Origin of the sequence: Actinokineospora iranica, assembly GCF_900101685.1 — a bacterium.
In the GTDB taxonomy this organism is placed as follows: domain Bacteria; phylum Actinomycetota; class Actinomycetes; order Mycobacteriales; family Pseudonocardiaceae; genus Actinokineospora; species Actinokineospora iranica.
This window is the reverse complement of sequence record NZ_FMZZ01000003.1, coordinates 64,432-80,839: the sequence shown is the minus strand read 5'-3', so window position 1 is coordinate 80,839 and position 16,408 is coordinate 64,432. Positions and strand designations below refer to the sequence as shown.

The 16,408-nt window shown below is 70.9% G+C and carries 16 protein-coding genes and 1 tRNA gene; 11 read left to right on the top strand and 6 right to left on the bottom strand.

Annotation, left to right across the window (positions count from 1 at the left end):
• The first annotated feature begins 95 nt into the window (after positions 1 to 95).
• The 5 genes from lpdA to lipB all read left to right on the top strand — a co-directional run bounded on the left by lpdA (position 96) and on the right by lipB (position 5,730).
• Complete coding sequence (gene lpdA, locus BLS56_RS08255; RefSeq protein WP_091449382.1) at positions 96 to 1,466, top strand: dihydrolipoyl dehydrogenase; 1,371 nt, start codon at positions 96 to 98, stop codon at positions 1,464 to 1,466.
• A 66-nt stretch (positions 1,467 to 1,532) separates the two neighbouring features.
• Positions 1,533 to 3,314, top strand: coding sequence for a 2-oxoglutarate dehydrogenase, E2 component, dihydrolipoamide succinyltransferase (gene sucB, locus BLS56_RS08250; RefSeq protein ID WP_091449381.1), 1,782 nt, complete (start codon positions 1,533 to 1,535; stop codon positions 3,312 to 3,314).
• Positions 3,315 to 3,427: 113 nt separating this feature from the next.
• Positions 3,428 to 4,312: a TIGR01777 family oxidoreductase gene (locus BLS56_RS08245; protein WP_091449380.1), complete on the top strand. Its 885-nt coding sequence runs from the start codon at positions 3,428 to 3,430 to the stop codon at positions 4,310 to 4,312.
• 58 nt (positions 4,313 to 4,370) lie between these two features.
• Complete coding sequence (locus tag BLS56_RS08240; RefSeq protein WP_091449379.1) at positions 4,371 to 4,985, top strand: phosphatase PAP2 family protein; 615 nt, start codon at positions 4,371 to 4,373, stop codon at positions 4,983 to 4,985.
• A gap of 10 nt (positions 4,986 to 4,995) precedes the next feature.
• A complete protein-coding gene (gene lipB / locus BLS56_RS08235) occupies positions 4,996 to 5,730 on the top strand; it encodes a lipoyl(octanoyl) transferase LipB (RefSeq protein WP_091449378.1) in 735 nt (244 codons plus the stop codon).
• On the opposite strand, the gene BLS56_RS08230 is transcribed toward lipB, so the two are convergent.
• The 4 genes from BLS56_RS08230 to BLS56_RS08215 all read right to left on the bottom strand — a co-directional run bounded on the left by BLS56_RS08230 (position 5,723) and on the right by BLS56_RS08215 (position 9,578).
• Positions 5,723 to 6,688, bottom strand: coding sequence for a hypothetical protein (locus BLS56_RS08230; RefSeq protein WP_091449377.1), 966 nt, complete (start codon positions 6,686 to 6,688; stop codon positions 5,723 to 5,725). The two genes, lipB and BLS56_RS08230, sit on opposite strands and share 8 nt — an antisense overlap.
• 11 nt (positions 6,689 to 6,699) lie before the next feature.
• Positions 6,700 to 7,767: a hypothetical protein gene (locus BLS56_RS08225; protein ID WP_091449376.1), complete on the bottom strand. Its 1,068-nt coding sequence runs from the start codon at positions 7,765 to 7,767 to the stop codon at positions 6,700 to 6,702.
• Positions 7,768 to 7,778: 11 nt separating this feature from the next.
• Positions 7,779 to 8,837 (bottom strand): hypothetical protein, encoded by a 1,059-nt coding sequence (locus BLS56_RS08220; protein WP_091449375.1) that lies wholly within the window; start codon positions 8,835 to 8,837, stop codon positions 7,779 to 7,781.
• Positions 8,838 to 8,912: 75 nt separating this feature from the next.
• The gene (locus tag BLS56_RS08215; RefSeq protein WP_091449374.1) at positions 8,913 to 9,578 is read right to left on the bottom strand and encodes a TetR/AcrR family transcriptional regulator; all 666 of its coding nucleotides are present in this window, start codon (positions 9,576 to 9,578) and stop codon (positions 8,913 to 8,915) included.
• A 99-nt stretch (positions 9,579 to 9,677) separates the two neighbouring features.
• Between BLS56_RS08215 and BLS56_RS08210 the strand changes: the two genes are divergently transcribed.
• The 6 genes from BLS56_RS08210 to BLS56_RS08185 all read left to right on the top strand — a co-directional run bounded on the left by BLS56_RS08210 (position 9,678) and on the right by BLS56_RS08185 (position 15,675).
• A complete protein-coding gene (locus BLS56_RS08210) occupies positions 9,678 to 10,199 on the top strand; it encodes a hypothetical protein (protein WP_091449373.1) in 522 nt (173 codons plus the stop codon).
• 123 nt (positions 10,200 to 10,322) lie between these two features.
• Positions 10,323 to 11,252 (top strand): oxidoreductase, encoded by a 930-nt coding sequence (locus BLS56_RS08205; RefSeq protein WP_091449372.1) that lies wholly within the window; start codon positions 10,323 to 10,325, stop codon positions 11,250 to 11,252.
• Positions 11,253 to 11,268: 16 nt separating this feature from the next.
• Positions 11,269 to 12,270 (top strand): lipoyl synthase, encoded by a 1,002-nt coding sequence (lipA, locus tag BLS56_RS08200; RefSeq protein WP_091449371.1) that lies wholly within the window; start codon positions 11,269 to 11,271, stop codon positions 12,268 to 12,270.
• A gap of 194 nt (positions 12,271 to 12,464) precedes the next feature.
• The gene (locus BLS56_RS08195) at positions 12,465 to 13,163 is read left to right on the top strand and encodes a DedA family protein (protein WP_091449370.1); all 699 of its coding nucleotides are present in this window, start codon (positions 12,465 to 12,467) and stop codon (positions 13,161 to 13,163) included.
• Between the two features lie 33 nt (positions 13,164 to 13,196).
• Positions 13,197 to 15,071, top strand: a complete 1,875-nt coding sequence (locus tag BLS56_RS08190; RefSeq protein WP_139190564.1) for a serine hydrolase — start codon at positions 13,197 to 13,199, stop codon at positions 15,069 to 15,071.
• A gap of 40 nt (positions 15,072 to 15,111) precedes the next feature.
• On the top strand, positions 15,112 to 15,675 hold the full coding sequence (locus BLS56_RS08185) for a hypothetical protein (protein ID WP_091449368.1): 564 nt from the start codon (positions 15,112 to 15,114) through the stop codon (positions 15,673 to 15,675).
• A gap of 131 nt (positions 15,676 to 15,806) precedes the next feature.
• Here BLS56_RS08185 and BLS56_RS30495 read toward each other — a convergent pair whose 3' ends face one another.
• Positions 15,807 to 16,172 carry a hypothetical protein gene (locus tag BLS56_RS30495; RefSeq protein ID WP_139190563.1) on the bottom strand — a complete coding sequence of 122 codons (366 nt, stop codon included), beginning with the start codon at positions 16,170 to 16,172 and terminating at the stop codon, positions 15,807 to 15,809.
• A 126-nt stretch (positions 16,173 to 16,298) separates the two neighbouring features.
• Positions 16,299 to 16,370: transfer RNA gene (locus tag BLS56_RS08180), tRNA-Val, on the bottom strand.
• Positions 16,371 to 16,408: the final 38 nt, after the last annotated feature.

Genomic DNA, 16,408 nt, shown 5'->3' with positions numbered 1-16,408 from the left:
GATGTCGTGTGGTGGGAGCCGTGGGCTCGCGTCCTTGCTCACCGCCCGCAAACGCTGTCGTTCGTCACCATGCTGTCGCTCGTCGAGGAGATCCCGTGACTGACACCTCCGCTGACCTTGTGATCTTGGGTGGCGGGTCCGGTGGGTACGCCTGCGCCTTCCGCGCGGCCGAGCTAGGACTTTCCGTCATCCTGGTCGAGAAGGACAAGGTCGGTGGCACCTGCCTGCACCGAGGCTGCATCCCGACCAAGGCGCTGCTGCACGCCGCCGAGGTGGCCGACAACGTCCGTGAGGGCGACCAGTTCGGGGTGAAGTCCTCGCTGGAGGGCATCGACATGAACGGGGTGAACTCCTACAAGGACGGCATCGTCGGCAACCTCTACAAGGGGCTGCAGGGCCTGTTCAAGGCCAACAAGGTCACCGTCGTCGAGGGCGCGGGCACGTTCGTCGGCCCGAACTCCGTCGAGGTCGACGGGACCCGCTACACCGGCAAGAACGTGGTGCTGGCCACCGGCTCCTACGCGCGCACGCTGCCCGGCCTGGAGATCGGCGGCCGGATCATCACCAGCGACCAGGCGCTGAACCTGGACTACGTGCCGGAGAAGGTCGTCGTGCTCGGCGGCGGCGTCATCGGCGTCGAGTTCGCCAGCGTGTGGCGCTCGTTCGGCGCGGACGTCACGATCGTGGAAGCCCTGCCCCGGCTGGTGCCGCTGGAGGACGAGTGGGCCTCCAAGCAGCTTGAGCGCGCGTTCCGCAAGCGCGGCATCAAGTTCAAGACCGGCGTCCGCTTCACCGGAGCCACCCAGACCGAGTCCGCGGTCACCGTCTCCCTGGAGTCCGGTGAGGCCTTCGACGCCGACCTGCTGCTCGTCGCCGTCGGCCGCGGCCCCAACAGCGCGGGCCACGGCTACGAGGAGGCCGGGCTCTCGATGGACCGCGGCTTCGTCCTGACCGACGAGCGGCTGCGCACGAACCTGCCCGGCGTCTACGCCGTCGGCGACTTGGTCCCCGGCCTGCAACTGGCGCACCGCGGCTTCCAGCAGGGCATCTTCATCGCCGAGGACATCGCCGGGCTCGACCCGAAGGTCATCGACGAGGCGGGTATCCCGAAGGTCACCTACTGCAAGCCCGAGGTCGCCTCCGTCGGCCTTTCCGAGGCGCAGGCCAAGGAGAAGTACGGCTCCGCCGAGACCCTGGTCTACGCGCTGTCGGGCAACGGCAAGAGCCAGATCCTCAAGACCAGCGGCGGCGTGAAGCTGGTGAAGGCCCCCGACGGCCCGGTCGTCGGCATCACCCTGGTCGGCGAGCGCGTGGGCGAGCTCATCGGCGAGGCGCAGCTGATCTACAGCTGGGAGGCCTACCCGGACGACGTCGCGCCGCTCATCCACGCCCACCCCACCCAGACCGAGGCCCTGGGCGAGGCTTTCCTCGCCCTCGCGGGCAAGCCCCTGCACGTGCACGGCTGACCGCCGGACGGCTCAGCCCCAACCGAACCGTCAGCCATGCAAGCAAGCACGAGGAGTCCACGAACCATGGCGTTCTCCGTTGAGATGCCGGCGCTCGGTGAGAGCGTCACCGAAGGCACAGTCACCCGGTGGCTCAAGCAAGAGGGCGACACCGTCGAGGTAGACGAGCCATTGCTGGAGGTGTCCACCGACAAGGTCGACACCGAGATCCCCTCGCCCGCGGCGGGTGTCCTGCAGAAGATCGTCGCGCAGGAAGACGAGACCGTCGCGGTGGGCGCCGAGCTCGCGGTGATCGGTGACGGTTCCGGGGGTGCAGGCGCGCAGGCGGCGGAGTCCCATGCCCCCGAACCGCGGGCCGACAACGAAGCCCAGCCCGAGTCCACGCCTGGCCCGCAGGACGAGCAGTCCGCCGCAGGCCCGGCCCCGTCCGAGGACGCCCCGTCCGGCGGCAGCGCCAAGGGCACCCCGGTGACCATGCCCGCGCTCGGCGAGAGCGTGACCGAGGGCACCGTGACCCGCTGGCTCAAGCAGGTCGGCGACACCGTCGAGGTGGACGAGCCGCTGCTGGAGGTGTCCACCGACAAGGTCGACACCGAGATCCCCTCGCCGGTGGCTGGCACGCTGCTGGAGATCAGCGCGGCCGAGGACGCGACCGTCGAGGTCGGCGGCAAGCTCGCCGTCGTCGGCGCTGCGGGCAGCGCGCCCGCGCAGGCCCCCGCGCCCAAGCACGAGGCCCCGCAGCCGGAAGCTCCCCAGCAGGAAGAGCCCAAGCACGAAGAGCCCAAGGCGGCTCCGCGGCAGGAGGCTCCGCAGACGGAAGCCCCCAAGGCCGAGACGCCCAAGGCGGAAGCCCCCAAGGCTCCTCAGCAGGCCGCGCCGCAGGCGGCTCCCCGGGCGGAGAGCAACGGCGCGGGCGCGCCGTATGTGACCCCGCTGGTGCGCAAGCTCGCCACCGAGCACGGCGTCGACCTGTCGTCGCTGACCGGCACCGGGGTCGGCGGCCGCATCCGCAAGCAGGACGTCCTGGCCGCGGCGGAAGCCGCCAAGGCCCCAGCGCCCGCGGCCGCGGCGCCTGCCGCGAAGGCAGCGCCCGCGCCGAGCCCGGCCGCGTCGTCGGACACCTCGCTGCGCGGCACCACCGAGAAGATGACCCGCCTGCGGCAGACGGTGTCCCGCCGCATGGTCGAGTCGCTGCAGACCGCCGCGCAGCTCACCCAGGTGATCGAGGTCGACGTGACCAGGATCGCCAAGCTGCGGGCCAAGTCGAAGGCGGCCTTCGAGCAGCGCGAGGGCGTGAAGCTCACGTTCCTGCCGTTCTTCGCCAAGGCCACCGTCGAGGCGCTCAAGCAGCACCCGAAGCTGAACGCGTCTATCAACGACGAGACCAAGGAGGTGACCTACCACGGCGCCGAGCACCTGGGCATCGCGGTGGACACCGAGCGCGGCCTGCTCACCCCGGCCATCCGCGACGCGGGCGACCTGAGCATCAGCGGCTTCGCGCACAAGATCGCCGACCTGGCCGACCGCACGCGCGCCAACAAGGTCACCCCGGACGAGCTGTTCGGCGCGACCTTCAACCTGACCAACCTGGGCAGCCAGGGCGCGCTGTTCGACACCCCGATCATCCAGCTGCCGCAGGTCGGCATCCTGGGCGTCGGGCTGGTCGTGAAGCGGCCGGTGGTGATCACCGATGACAACGGCGACGACACCATCGCGATCCGCTCGATGGTGTACCTCGCGCTGACCTACGACCACCGCCTGGTCGACGGCGCTGACGCGGGCCGCTTCCTGCAGACGGTGAAGCACCGCCTGGAGGAAGGCGCGTTCGAGGGCGACCTCGGGCTGTAGTCCGAAAGCGTGTCGAGTGGGCCGTCCCGGTGGGCGGCCCACTCGCCATTCCGGGTCAGTCACAACGATCACCCGAGCGTGCGACTCAACCGGATGTTCGAGACGATCAGCGTATGCGCGTAGTCGTCGCCGGCTCCACCGGCCTTATCGGGACCGCCCTCGTGGCCAAACTCCGGCAGGACGGCGACGAGGTGCTGCGGCTGGTGCGCACGGCGCCCGCGGCTCCCGACGAGCGCTTCTGGGACCCGCCCGCGGGCGTGGTCGCCGACGGCGCCTTCGACGGGGTGGACGCGGTGGTCAACCTGTGTGGCGCGGGGGTGGCCAGGAAGCGGTGGAGCCAGGCGCGCAAGCAGGTGCTCCTGGACAGCCGCATCGTGCCGACCGAGGTGCTGGCGGGCGCGGTCGCCCAGCACGGCGTCCCGGTGCTGGTCAACGGTTCCGCGGTGGGGTACTACGGGACGACCGGCCCGGCTCCGGTGGACGAGACCGAGCAGGCGGGCCGTGGTTTCCTCGCCGACCTGTGCGTGCGCTGGGAGGCCGCGACCGAGGCCGCTGGCGCGGCGGGCGCGCGGGTCGTGCTGGCCCGCACCGCGCAGGTGCTGGCCCCCAGCGGCGGGCTGCTCGGCCCGCTGCGGCCGCTGTTCTCCTTGGCCCTGGGCGGAAAACTCGGCGACGGCGGCCAGTACATGCCGTGGATCCACATCGATGACGAGGTGGCGGCGCTGTCTTTCCTGCTGCGCGACGACATCGCCGGGCCGGTGAACCTCACCGGGCCGATCCCGGCCACCAACGCCGAGTTCACCCGCGCGCTGAGCCGCGCCAAGCGCAGGCCCGCCGTGCTCACCGTGCCGAAGATCGCGCTGCAGGTGGCGTTGGGCGAGCTCGCTGGCGAGATCCTGCGCAGCCAGCATGTGGTGCCGAAGGTGCTGCGGGACAACGGGTTCGGCTTCCGGTTCGACACCGTCGAGGACGCCTTGGACGCGATCGAGGGCCGGTGAGCGAGCTTGCGAGCGAGCAATCAGGCGCGCTGGGCCACCGGTCTTGTGCGGTGGCCGCATGAGCCGGATCGTCAGCTTCGGCGCGTTCCTGCTGGTCGCGTTCCTCGTCCTGGGCCTCACTGTCTCCGGTCCCCCGTCGGGAGTGGACCGGTTCGTCGCGGAGTCGCTGGGCAACGGGTGGCAGGACACCGCGGGGGACGTGGCGTCCGTGGGGAGCGCGGTGCTCGGCCCGGTGCTGCCCGTGGTCGCCGCGCTGGGCCTGCTGGTGGCCGCCGTCGTGGTGCGGCGGCGGGGCAGACCGGAGCTGACCGGGCTGCTGCTGCGCGCGACGCTGCTGCTGGCGGTGTGCCGGACGGTGTCGTTCGCCAAGCCGCTGTTCGAGCGGACCCGGCCGAGGGTGTACCCGGATTTCAGCTTCCCGAGTGGACACGTGGTGTCGGTGGCCTCGGTGGGGTTCACCGCGGCCGTGCTGTGCGCGTGGCTGGCCAGGGAACGGCTGCGCCTGGTCGTCGCGCTGTCCGCGGTGGCGGTGTTCCTGGCGGCGCTGTGCCGGGTGCTGCTGGACGTCCACTGGCTCACCGACGTGGTGGGCGCCACCCTGGGCGTGGTCGGCCTCGGCCTGATGACGGCGGCGGCGCTGCGGCTGCTGCCCGCCCGCGGGCCCACGGCGTAGGGTCGCGTCCGTGAGCACAAGGGACAAGTCCTGTCGCGCCGACACCCGACCGGTGGTGGTGCGCGAGGTCGGCACGATCGACTACCAGGCGGCCTGGGACCTGCAGCGCGAACTCGCCGAGGCCCGCGCCGAGGACACCGGCGGCGACACCCTGCTGCTGCTGGAGCACCCGTCGGTCTACACCGCGGGCAAGCGCACCCAGCCAGACGAGCGCCCCGACGACGGCACCCCGGTGATCGATGTCGACCGCGGCGGCAAGATCACCTGGCACGGCCCCGGCCAACTGGTCGGGTACCCGATCGTCAAGCTGTCCGACCCGATCGACGTGGTCGCCTACGTGCGCCGCGTCGAAGAGGCCCTGATCGCCGTGTGCGCCCGTCTTGGCCTGCGCACCGGCCGCGTCGAGGGCCGCAGCGGCGTCTGGCTCGCCTGCGCGGGCGACCGCCCGGAACGCAAGATCGCCGCCATCGGCATCCGCGTCCAGCGCGGCGTCACCATGCACGGCTTCGAGATCAACTGCGACGCCGACCTGAGCGCGTTCGACCGCATCGTGCCCTGCGGCATCCGCGACGCCGGGGTGACGTCGCTGACCGCGGAACTGGGTCGGCCGGTGCCGGTGGCGGAGGTGCTGCCGCTGGCGCGGGAAGCGGTGCTGGCGGCGCTGGAGGGCACGCTGCCGGTGTCCGACCACTGGCTGCCCAAGGCCGAGCCCAGCAGCCCCGGTGTGACCTTCGCGCTCAGGTGAGCCTGGCCACCGCAAGCAGCGGGTAACCGGGAAACCCTGCCGCCATCGTCTTACCCGCCTCCGGCCTCCCCGCGAACCACAGCGTGCCGGTTTCCCACACCGTCCCCAGCAGATCCACTGAGGCGTTGGGCAGACTCGCGGTCAAGGTCGCCCCGTCATCCAGCTGAACCGTCACGGTCGCCTCCGCCGTCCCGTCCAGGCGAGCGATCCACGGCGCGGCCCACGCCCGCGCCCGAGTCCACTCCCCTGCCTCGACCAACTCGGGCAGCCGAAGATCACCGCGCCGTCGCCGAGACAGGCCCAGCGACCGCCTCGCCTGGGACCGCAGCCACCGCACCCACCGGCGGCTGGTCTCGGCCGGGTCGATCGGATCGGACACCGCCCCCGGCGGCACCGGCTTGCGCCGAACCCGCGCCGGAAACGGCTCATGCGACCCATCGATCCGCACCACCGCCCACCCGTCAGCGGCCGGACCGACCAGCCAAACCTCCCCGGTCCGCCCGATGACCGACCGGTGAGCCGCCCGAAGCCCCCGCACCTCCAGAGCCGTAAACGCCCCGTTCTCCTCAACCTCGACTGTGACCATCTCCGCACGAGTCCGAACCACCCGCGCCGTCACCGGCCGCCACGGCGACGAACCCAACTGCGCGTGAGCCGACGGAATCCATCGACTGGCGAACCGGAGGCGGACCAGAATCATCACACCAGTCCAGGACAGAGCCGCGCCTGCCAAGGACAGGAGCGCACCGAAGGCCGATATGGCGCCCCCGCCGCTGAGCAGCCGGGCCACGACGGAGCTGAGCGTGACGAACAGCGCGGAAAAGACCAACAACACGATCGCGGCGATCTTCGGCCGGGTGCTGTCCCGCAACCGGAGCAGAACGGCCGTCGTCGCGTCCGATAACGCCGGACGGTCGGTCGCGGGTGCCCGCACCACCTCGGCATCGGTGTCCGTCACCGGGTTCCCCCTTACCTGAGCCTGGCCACCGCAAGCAGCGGGTAACCGGGAAACCCTGCCGCCATCGTCTTACCCGCCTCCGGCTTCCCCGCGAACCACAGCGTGCCGGTGTCCCAGACCGTGCCCAGCAGGTCCACCGAAGCGTTGGGCAGGCTCGCGGTCAGCGTGGTCCCGTCATCCAGCCGGACGGTGACCGTGGCCTCCGCTGTCCCCTCCAGTCGGGCTTCCCACGGCGCGGCCCACGCCTGCGCGCGGGTCCACTCACCGGCCTCGACCAGGTTGGGCAGCCGAAGATCGCCGAAGCGGTAGCGCGTCGACAGCGGAAACCAGGCCACGAAGAGCAGAACCACGCCCAAGTGGACAGCTAGCTTCTGCCATCGAAACGGCGGTTCACCCAGGGCGTACAAGGCGGAATACAGCGGCGCCGCCAGGAACAGCCACTGGGAGCGCCACACCCGCGACCGCAGCCACCGCGCCTGCCTGCGAGAGGTTTCCGCCGGAGCGACTGGCTCGGACACCGCCCCTGGCGGCAACGGCTTGCGCCGAACCCGCGCCGGAAACGCCTCGTGGGAGCCGTCGACACGCGCGAACGCCCACCCGTCAGCGGCGGGACCCACCAGCCACAGCGCCCCAGTCCGAGCGATGACCGACCGGTGAGCCGCCCGCAGTCCCCGCACCTCGAAGGCGGTGAACGTCCCGTTTTCCTCGACCTCCACCGTCGCCAACCCGGCACGAGCCCGGACCACCCGCGCCGTCACCGTTCGCCACGGCGACCAACCCAACTGCGCGTAAGCCGACGGAATCCACCGACTGGCACGCCAGGTGATGATCGAAGCCGGGAGCGCGAGGATGACCAGAAACAGGGAACTCCACATCAGGCCCATGGAAACCGTGCCGTCGACCCAGAAGAAAATCACGCCCGCCACATAGATGGGCGCGAGGACGGCGTACCAACCGAGCGTCGCAGCCTCCGGTCGGGCCTGCTCGCGCAAGCCGAGCAAGATCGCCGTCGTCGCGTCCGATAACGCAGGCCGATCGGTCGCGGGTGCCCGCACCACCTCGGCATCGGTGTCCGCCACCGGGTTCCCCCTTATCTGAGCCTCGCCACCGCGAGCAGCGGATAGCCGGGAAACCCTGCCGCCATCGTCTTACCGGCCTCCGGCTTCCCCGCGAACCACAGCGTCCCCGTGTCCGACACCGCGCCCAGGACGTCTACCGAGGCGTTGGGAAGCAGCGCGACCAGCGCCGTTCCGTCGTCCAGGCGGACTGTGGCCTTGGCCGCGACGGCGCCCTCCGGAAGGACCTCCCAGGGCGCCAGGGTCGCCTCGGTGCGGGTCCACTCGCCCGCTTCGACCAGGCGGGGCAGGCGCAGGTCGATGAGCCTGCGCCGGTTCGCGTAGAGGTATTCGCCGCAGATGAGGGTCCACGCGGCCAGGCCGACGGCCGTCTTCGCCCAGCTCGACGTTCCGGTCAGGGTGAACGCGCAGGTCGCGCCGGTGATCCACCACATTGGCCAGGTCGGCGCGCACACCCGGGCGCACATCTTCCGTGCCCAGAGGCGGGTCGTCGCCGCGCTGTCGACGGGGAAGAACTCGGCGCCGGGCGCGGGGGGCCGGGCGGGCACCCGGGCGGGCCACGGCTCGTGGGAGCCGTCGATCCGGACGACGGCCCAGCCCTCGGTCGGGCCGACGACCCAGACTTTCCCGGTCCGGGCGATCACCGTGTGGTGGGCCTTGCTCAATCCCGCTACCCGCAGCGCGGTAAACGTGCCTGCTTCCTCGATCTCCACGGTCGTGGTGCCCCAGGACCCGGTGACGACCCGGGCGGTCACCGGCCGCCATGGCTCGGCGTGCATCCGCGCCGCGCCCGCGGTCAGCCAGCGTCCCAGGCGCCTGCCGCGCAGGACGAGCACCGTGGTGACCACCGCCACGGCGAGCCAGACGGCCATCAGCCAGTCGAACTTCCCGTTGGCTGCCGCGGTCCAGACCAGCGGGCCGAACACCAGCACCCCGGCGAGCCCCACGCCGAAGAGCGCCTTGTGCGGTCGGGCGTCCTCGCGCTCGCGGAGCAGGATCTCGGTGATCGGGTCCGACGACGCCGGGCGGTCGGTCGACGGGGCGGGCACGACCTCGGCCTCGGTAGCTGCCACTGATCCCCCTGCGCGGAAGTCGCGGATGTCGCGGTGTCGACGTGTCGGGGGAGATCGTCCCAGTTCGGCCCGCCGTTATCGACGCAGGCTGCGCACCGGGGCCGCGGGCGCGTCGGGCCGCTCTTCCTCGGTCCGCTTGCGCATACCCTCCAGGACCCGGGTGATGGTGACGGAGACCTCGGCGCCTGCCTTCTTCGGGTCGGCTGCGCCCGCGATGATGGTCGCCCCGGTGGACAGGGCGCCGAAGACGACGCGGGCGGTGACCTCCAGTGGCAGGTCGTCGATCTCGCCCGCCTCGATCAGCGCCTCCAGGGCCGCGCGGACCAGGCCGTAGCTGAAGTGCTCCTCGGCCTCGCGCCAGCGCTCCCAGCCCATGACGACCGGGGCCTCGTGGATGACGATGCGCTGGTAGGACGGTTCGAGGCACGCCTTGAGGTAGGCCTGCACGCCGCTCATGGCCCGGTCCCAGGCGCTGCCGGGGCCGGTGACGACCTCGCCGAGGCGGCCCATGACCGAGTTCTCCACGGCGTCGAACACGGCCTCGAACAGCGCCTGCTTGCCGCTGAAGTGGTGGTAGAGCGCGCCCTTGGTCACCCGGGCTCGCTTGGCGATCGCGTCGAGGGAGGTGGCTGAGTATCCCTGCTGGGTGAACAGCGCGACGGCCGAGTCGACGAGGGCCTGCCTCGTCGACTCGCTGTAGTCCACCCGCCTCGACTGCGCTGTCGTCACACTCACAACCATAAGACATACCGCCGGTACGGAACCATGGTAGATTTTCCATACCGACGGTATGCCGCAAACCAACGGTATGACCAAGGTCACGGAAGGGGAGCCAGAGCCATGAGCTGGAACGACTTCTACCGCAGACGCGACGCGCTGGACGAGGTCCTGCGCCACGCCCGCCAGAACCCAGAGGGGACCCTGCCCTACGACGAGATTCCCGAGGTCGCCGAGGTATTCAGCGGCCCGGACGAAGTGCTGCTAGCCCTGCACCACCGGTGGACGATGAAGCTCACCGGCCGCGTGAACCTCGCCCAGGCCGAGGCGGAGCGGGACCGGTCGGTCAACCTGATCGACGCCATCATCCAGGCCTGGCGCGCCACCGCCGTCGAGAACCCGGTCCTGCGCTGGGTCCTCGACGCCAACGCGGACGCCTACGCCGACACCCTTCGTCCCGCGATCGAGGCAGAGCAGCGGATGCTCGCGCTCGCCGCGGGCTTGTGCGAGCCCGATGAGCCGCGCGCGGAGATCACCCGCGTCGGCGGCGCGTTCGCCGCCCTGGTGCGCTCCGCCCCGGAACGGTCCGAACGGCGCCGCAACCCGGTCGAACTGCTGCTGCGCAGGCTCGTGGCCAGCGCCTGAGCCGGTTCTCAGCGCCGCGTCCCTACCCTCGGGTACTGTCTGGTACCAGTTCGAGGAGGACGTGATGAGTCAGCTTGGGAGCGAATCCCGCGAGCGGGGACACCGAGCTTGCGAGGTGACCGCATGAGCTGGTCCGAAGCCGACATCCCGGACCAGAGCGGCAAGACCGTTCTGGTCACCGGGGCGAACTCCGGGCTGGGGCTGCGCACCACGCAGGTCTTGGCGAGCAAGGGCGCGCACGTGTTCATGGCGTGCCGCTCCCCCGAGCGGGGCCGCGAAGCGCTCGCCACCGTGGACGGCGCGGCTGAGCTCGTCGAACTGGATCTCGCGGATGTGGCCTCGGTCGGCAAAGCCGCCGCCGAGGTCCGCGAGCGCACCGGCGACCGGCTGGACATCCTGATCAACAACGCCGGGATCATGGCCACGCCGCGCGCGGCCACCGCGGACGGCTTCGAGGCGCAGTTCGGCACCAACCACTTGGGCCACGCCGCGCTGACCTGGCTGCTCATGCCCGCCCTGCGCGGCGTGCCGGGCGCGCGGGTGGTCACCGTCTCCAGCATGGCCCACCGCGGGGCCGGGCTCGATCTGGACGACCTCAACTTCGACCGCCGCCGCTACAACCCGATGGCCGCCTACGCCCAGTCCAAGCTCGCCAACCTGCTCTTCGCGATGGAGCTGGACCGGCGCGCCGCCGCGGCGGGCCTCGACCTGGTGAGCGTGGCCGCCCATCCCGGGCTGAGCGAAAGCGAGCTCGCGGGCAACTCGGCCAGGCTCCGCGGCAGCGGCCGGATCGCCGCCGCCCTGGGCAGGGTGGTGTCGGCGGGCAACCGGCTGATCGCCCAGTCCGTCGAGCGCGGCGCCCTGCCCCAGCTCTACGCGGCGGTGGCCGCGGACGTGCGCGGCGGCGAGTACTTCGGCCCGACCGGCCCCGGCGAGGTGTTCGGGGCCCCGGGCCGGGCGAAACCGCGGAGCGCTGCGCTGAACCCCGACCTCGCGCGGGCGCTGTGGGCGCAGACGGCCGCGTTGACCGGCGTCTCTCCTGACCCGGCCTGAGGCGTAGCCTGGCCGGGTGACGGTCGTCCCTGAGGGTCGGAAGATGCTGCGCCTGGAAGTGCGCAACAGCCAGACGCCGATCGAGAAGAAGCCCGCCTGGATCAAGACCCGGGCGAAGATGGGCCCCGAGTTCCGCGAGCTCAAGGGCCTGGTCCGCCGCGAGGGCCTGCACACGGTCTGCGAAGAGGCGGGCTGTCCCAACATCTACGAGTGCTGGGAAGACCGCGAGGCCACGTTCCTCATCGGCGGCGACCAGTGCACCCGGCGCTGCGACTTCTGCCAGATCGACACCGGCAAGCCCGCCGAGTTCGACCGGGAGGAGCCGCGCCGGGTCGCCGAGTCGGTGCAGGCCATGGGGCTGCGGTACTCGACGGTCACCGGCGTCGCCCGCGACGACCTGTCCGACGGCGGCGCCTGGCTCTACGCCGAGACCGTGCGCCGGATCCACGCGCTGAACCCGGGCACCGGCGTCGAACTGCTCATCCCGGACTTCAACGCCGACCCCGACCAGCTCGCCGAGGTGTTCGGGTCCCGGCCGCAGGTGCTCGCGCACAACCTGGAGACGGTGCCGCGCATCTTCAAGCGCATCCGCCCGGCGTTCACCTACGAGCGCTCGCTCGCGGTCATCACCGCCGCCCGGGACTACGGCCTGGTCACCAAGTCCAACCTGATCCTGGGCATGGGCGAGACCCCGGACGAGGTCACCGACGCGCTGCGCGACCTGCGCGCCGCGGGCTGCGACATCATCACCATCACCCAGTACCTGCGCCCGAGCCTGCGCCACCACCCGATCGACCGGTGGGTGAAGCCGGAAGAGTTCCTGGCGCACAAGGAAGCCGCCGAGCGCATCGGCTTCGCAGGCGTCATGGCCGGTCCCCTGGTCCGCTCGTCCTACCGCGCGGGCCGCCTCTACACCCAGGCCGTCGAGCACCGCGGCGAGCAGGTCCCGGAGAACCTGCGCCACCTCGCCGAGGCGGGCGAGTCGAGCCAGGAGATCACCGCCCTGCTCAAGCGCTGAGACACGTCCCGTCAGCGAGTCTTGGGGTTGACCGAGACGGTCTTATCCCGGTGAGTCGTACGACCAAAGGCTGACCCTGAGATCGGAACACGGACCGATCACAGGGGGAACCCTGTTATGCCAAGCTGCCTCCAAGCGAGAGACTTCGCGGGAGCGCCGGACGGCAGGCGCCGATACTGGAGGGGAATCCGACCGTGGCCTTGCTGACCGACGTCCTCGAATGGCTGCAGGCGCTGCCGCAGCCCGCCTTGGTCGCCGCCACCGGCGGCCTCGTGCTCGCCGAGTGCACCATCGGCCTGGGCTTCATCGCCCCCGGCGAAGCGGGCCTGCTGGTCGCCGCCACCACGGTGACCACCGTGCCCCGGTTCCTGATCCTGTGGGCGGTGGTGACCGTCTGCGCGGGCATCGGCGACTCGATCGGCTACGGCATCGGCCGCAAGTACGGCCCGAGGCTGCGCGACACCAAGCTCATCCAGAAGTACGGGACCGCGGGCTGGGACAAGGCCACCGACATCCTCAAACGGCGTGGCGCGTGGGCGGTGTTCTTCGCCCGGTTCATGCCGGTGGTCCGCACCCTGACCCCGGCGGCGGCGGGCACGTCCGGCCTGCCGTACCGCAAGTTCCTGCCCGCCGCTGTCGCGGGCGCGGCGTGCTGGTCGGCCATCCACATCGGCATCGGCGCGGCTCTCGGCGAGGCCGCCAAGCGCATCGAGAGCATGTTGTCGACCGGCGGCATGGTCGTGCTCGGCCTGGTGATCCTGGCGGGCGTGGTCCTCCACCTGGTCAAGAAGCGCAAGAAGGCGAAGGCCGCGGCCGAGCCCGTGTCCATCCCGCTGGCCGTCCCGGCCGCGAGCGCCGCCGACGAGGACCCGGAACTCGAAACCGCCCGCTGACCCGCGAGGCGAATCGCGGGTAGGTTGGTGATCATGAGGATTCGGGGGGATTTTCCGGTTCAGCGGGAAACAGCGGTAGTCGCGGTGCTCTTGTCGGTGCTCGCGCTGATAATGGCGTTGCCGCCCTCGGCTGCCGCGGACACCACCGCGCTGACCGATGACCGGTCAGTCTCGACGCCAACCGGGTGGTGGCTCTACCCGGACGCGAACGCGGCCTTCCTGACCGCCAAGGCCGCCGAAAACGGCGCGCGGATCACCGATGTCGAGGTGTCCGGCACCGGGCTGTTCACCGCGACGATGGTGCGCGACACCGGGGCGTACGCGGTCCCCGACTGGTGGTGGTACCCGGCGCTCACCGAGGCCGAGGTCACCGCCAAGATCACCGAGCACCAGGGCAGGCTCATCGACATCGAGCCGCACCTGGTGGACGGCGCGGTGCGCTTCGCCGTCGTCCTGGTGTCCAACACCGGGAGCGCGGCCCGGACCTGGTGGTGGTGGCCACGGGCGACGCCCGCGTTCATCGCCGAACGGCTCGCCGAGACGGGAACGCCGAAGCGGCTGGTCGCCCTGGACGGGTACGCCGTGGACGGCGGCACGTCGTACGCGGTCGTCATGGTCGCCAACACCGGCGCGGACGCCAAGCCGTGGCAGTACTGGTTCAACCAGTCGCCGACCGCGCTCGCGGAGAAGATCAGCGCGTTCGGCGGCCGGATCACCACCCTGGACCGCGCGGACAACGGCAACTACAACGTCGTCCTGGTGCGGAACGCGGGCGCCGACGAGAAGTACTGGCGCCACTATCTCGGGCTGTCTTCCTCGACCCAGGCACTGGACCTGGCACTCCAGCACAACGCCCGGATCGTGGACATCGAGGAGCACCACAGCGGCGGTCAACCGGTCTACTCCGTCGTCCTGATCGACAACGTGGCCGCGGAGTCCCGCAGGCTGACGGGGATCTTCGAGACGGGCTTCGACAATCCCGCGACCGCGCTGCCGGACGCCGAGTACGGGTTCTATCTGAAGCGGGTCGGCGCGAACGAGCAGGTCTTCCTGCACCGGAACAAGAAATGGGAGCCTGCCAGCGCGATCAAGGCCGTGCACAACTTCGAGGTCATCCGGCGAGTGGCGGGCGGCACGGACTCCCTCGACTCCGATTTCGTCTTCTACAACTACCCGAACAGCCCGTACAACAAGGGCACGTCGTCGGCATGTCCCATCCCCGAGGACGAGACACAGGCCAACCAGGTGACTCGGACGCTCGACTGGGGCCGGACCGAGATGATGCGGATCTCGGACAACCGGACCACCCGGGGAATCGTGCTGCGCTACCAGGACGTGTCCGCGATCCAGAACGCCGCCGCTCTCGCCGGGATGAAGAACACCACCATCCACCAGGAGAACATCGGCTGCGCCTGGCTCAACGGCAAGCGCAACAGCACCACCTTGGTCGACATGGGTGTCTTCTACGAGTCCATCGAGCGGGGCCTGCTGCTGTCCCCTCAGCACCGCGACGCCTTCTTCGGGCCGATGAACACCGCCAACGCCGAACTGCGGGCCGTCGTCCAGCAGGAGGCCGACGCGCTGGGCAAGGGCGCGGTCGTCGCGGACTTCCTCAGCCGGATGCGCAACCACCACAAGGCGGGCGGCTACAACATTCCCTGCACCACGGAGCAGGGAACCACGTGCACCAGCGGACATCTCTACGTGCGCACCATCGCGGGCCGGTTGGCGCTGCCGGTCAAGACCGGCGCGAGCACCTACGGCGAGCGCCCGTTCGTCTACGGCTGGTTCGTGAACAACCTGCACTACTGCTCCGGGTGCGCGACGACGGCCTTCGACCAGACCGTGGCCCACATGCGCGGAGAGCTGTTCCGGGAACAGGTGCGCTCGGCTCTGCTCACCTGGTGACCCTTGACCTCCAGTTAAGTGGAGGGCGCACGATGGGGGCATGACTGAGAAGCCAATCCTCATCCTGGGCCGGGTCGCGGCCGTCGCCGAGGGCATTGCCAAGGAACTGGAAAGCCACGGCATCCACGCGGTCACCTCGACCGACCCGGAACACGCCGACACCCTGTTCGACCCGCACGACTACCGACTGGTCGTGTTCGGCTCGGGCGCCGTCGGCCCGGTCACCGAGCACCTGCGGCGGGAGTTCGGCCGCGCGAACCCAAACCTGCGGTTCCTCGACGCGTTCGCGCCGGTCGCGGTCCGCCAGATCCTGTCCGCGCTCGACCCGGCGGAACCCCGGATCACCGACCCCCGGCTCGTCCCGGATGCCGACGGCCTGCGCCTCACCGCGACGATCCGCGCCGGGGGCCCGCTGCGGATAGAGGTGTACCGCACGCTGACCGACGCGGGCTGGAACACCGACGTGGTCGCCGACGGCCCGGTCAAGCCCGGCCCGTTCGACCTCGCCCTGGACCCGACCCACCAGGACGACGCGTTCATGGTCGTCCTGACCGCGGGCGACGAATTCCACCTGCTCCGCCTGGACTCGGTGGCGGCGGCCTGAAACACACAGCGCCGGACCGTCCTCGTGCCGCGCCGACGGTCACGCCCGGCACGAGGACGAAACCGCCCGGCAAGGCAACTCGGCCCGTGACGCACACATCGCGGCAGGCCGCGCCGCGTCCCGAAAGGGCGCTAAGTCGCGTCGACACGCGGTAGGACGTCCGTCGGCCATTCCTCGTCGTGCCGGGCTTCCTGGTCCCCAGCGGGCCGGGCCAGTCGGATCGGCCTGCCGTCCCGCAGGGCTTGTGCCACGAGTTCGGCCACCGTCACGCTGCCGCCCGACTCGGCGGCGTGGGCGGGTCGGTCGTGTCGTCCCGTGGTCGCACCCGCCCCGAGGCCGCTAAAGCTCACCATCGATGACGGGACGGCCGCTGTCGGCCAACCGCCGCTGCGCCCGCGCTTGTATTCGCCCGCCGAGTTCAGCGAGCCGTTTTCCGAATATCCCCGGCGGTCGTGGGCGGACCAGACGTAGCCGTAGACCGATGACGGGGGCCGCAACCACGCTGGGTCGGGAGATCACGCACCGTGGGGGTCTGGGGGCTCGGCCCCCAGATACTCGGCCCCCAGATACGACGACGGGCGACGCGGTCCGCGCTTTCCGCGGACACACGTCGCCCGAGCCCGTGGGCGCAGCAGGATTCGAACCTGCGACCGCTCGGGTGTAAGCCGAGTGCTCTCCCGCTGAGCTATGCGCCCGCCGACCGGCGTCGGGTCGTTCCGGCGCCGGTCGTGGG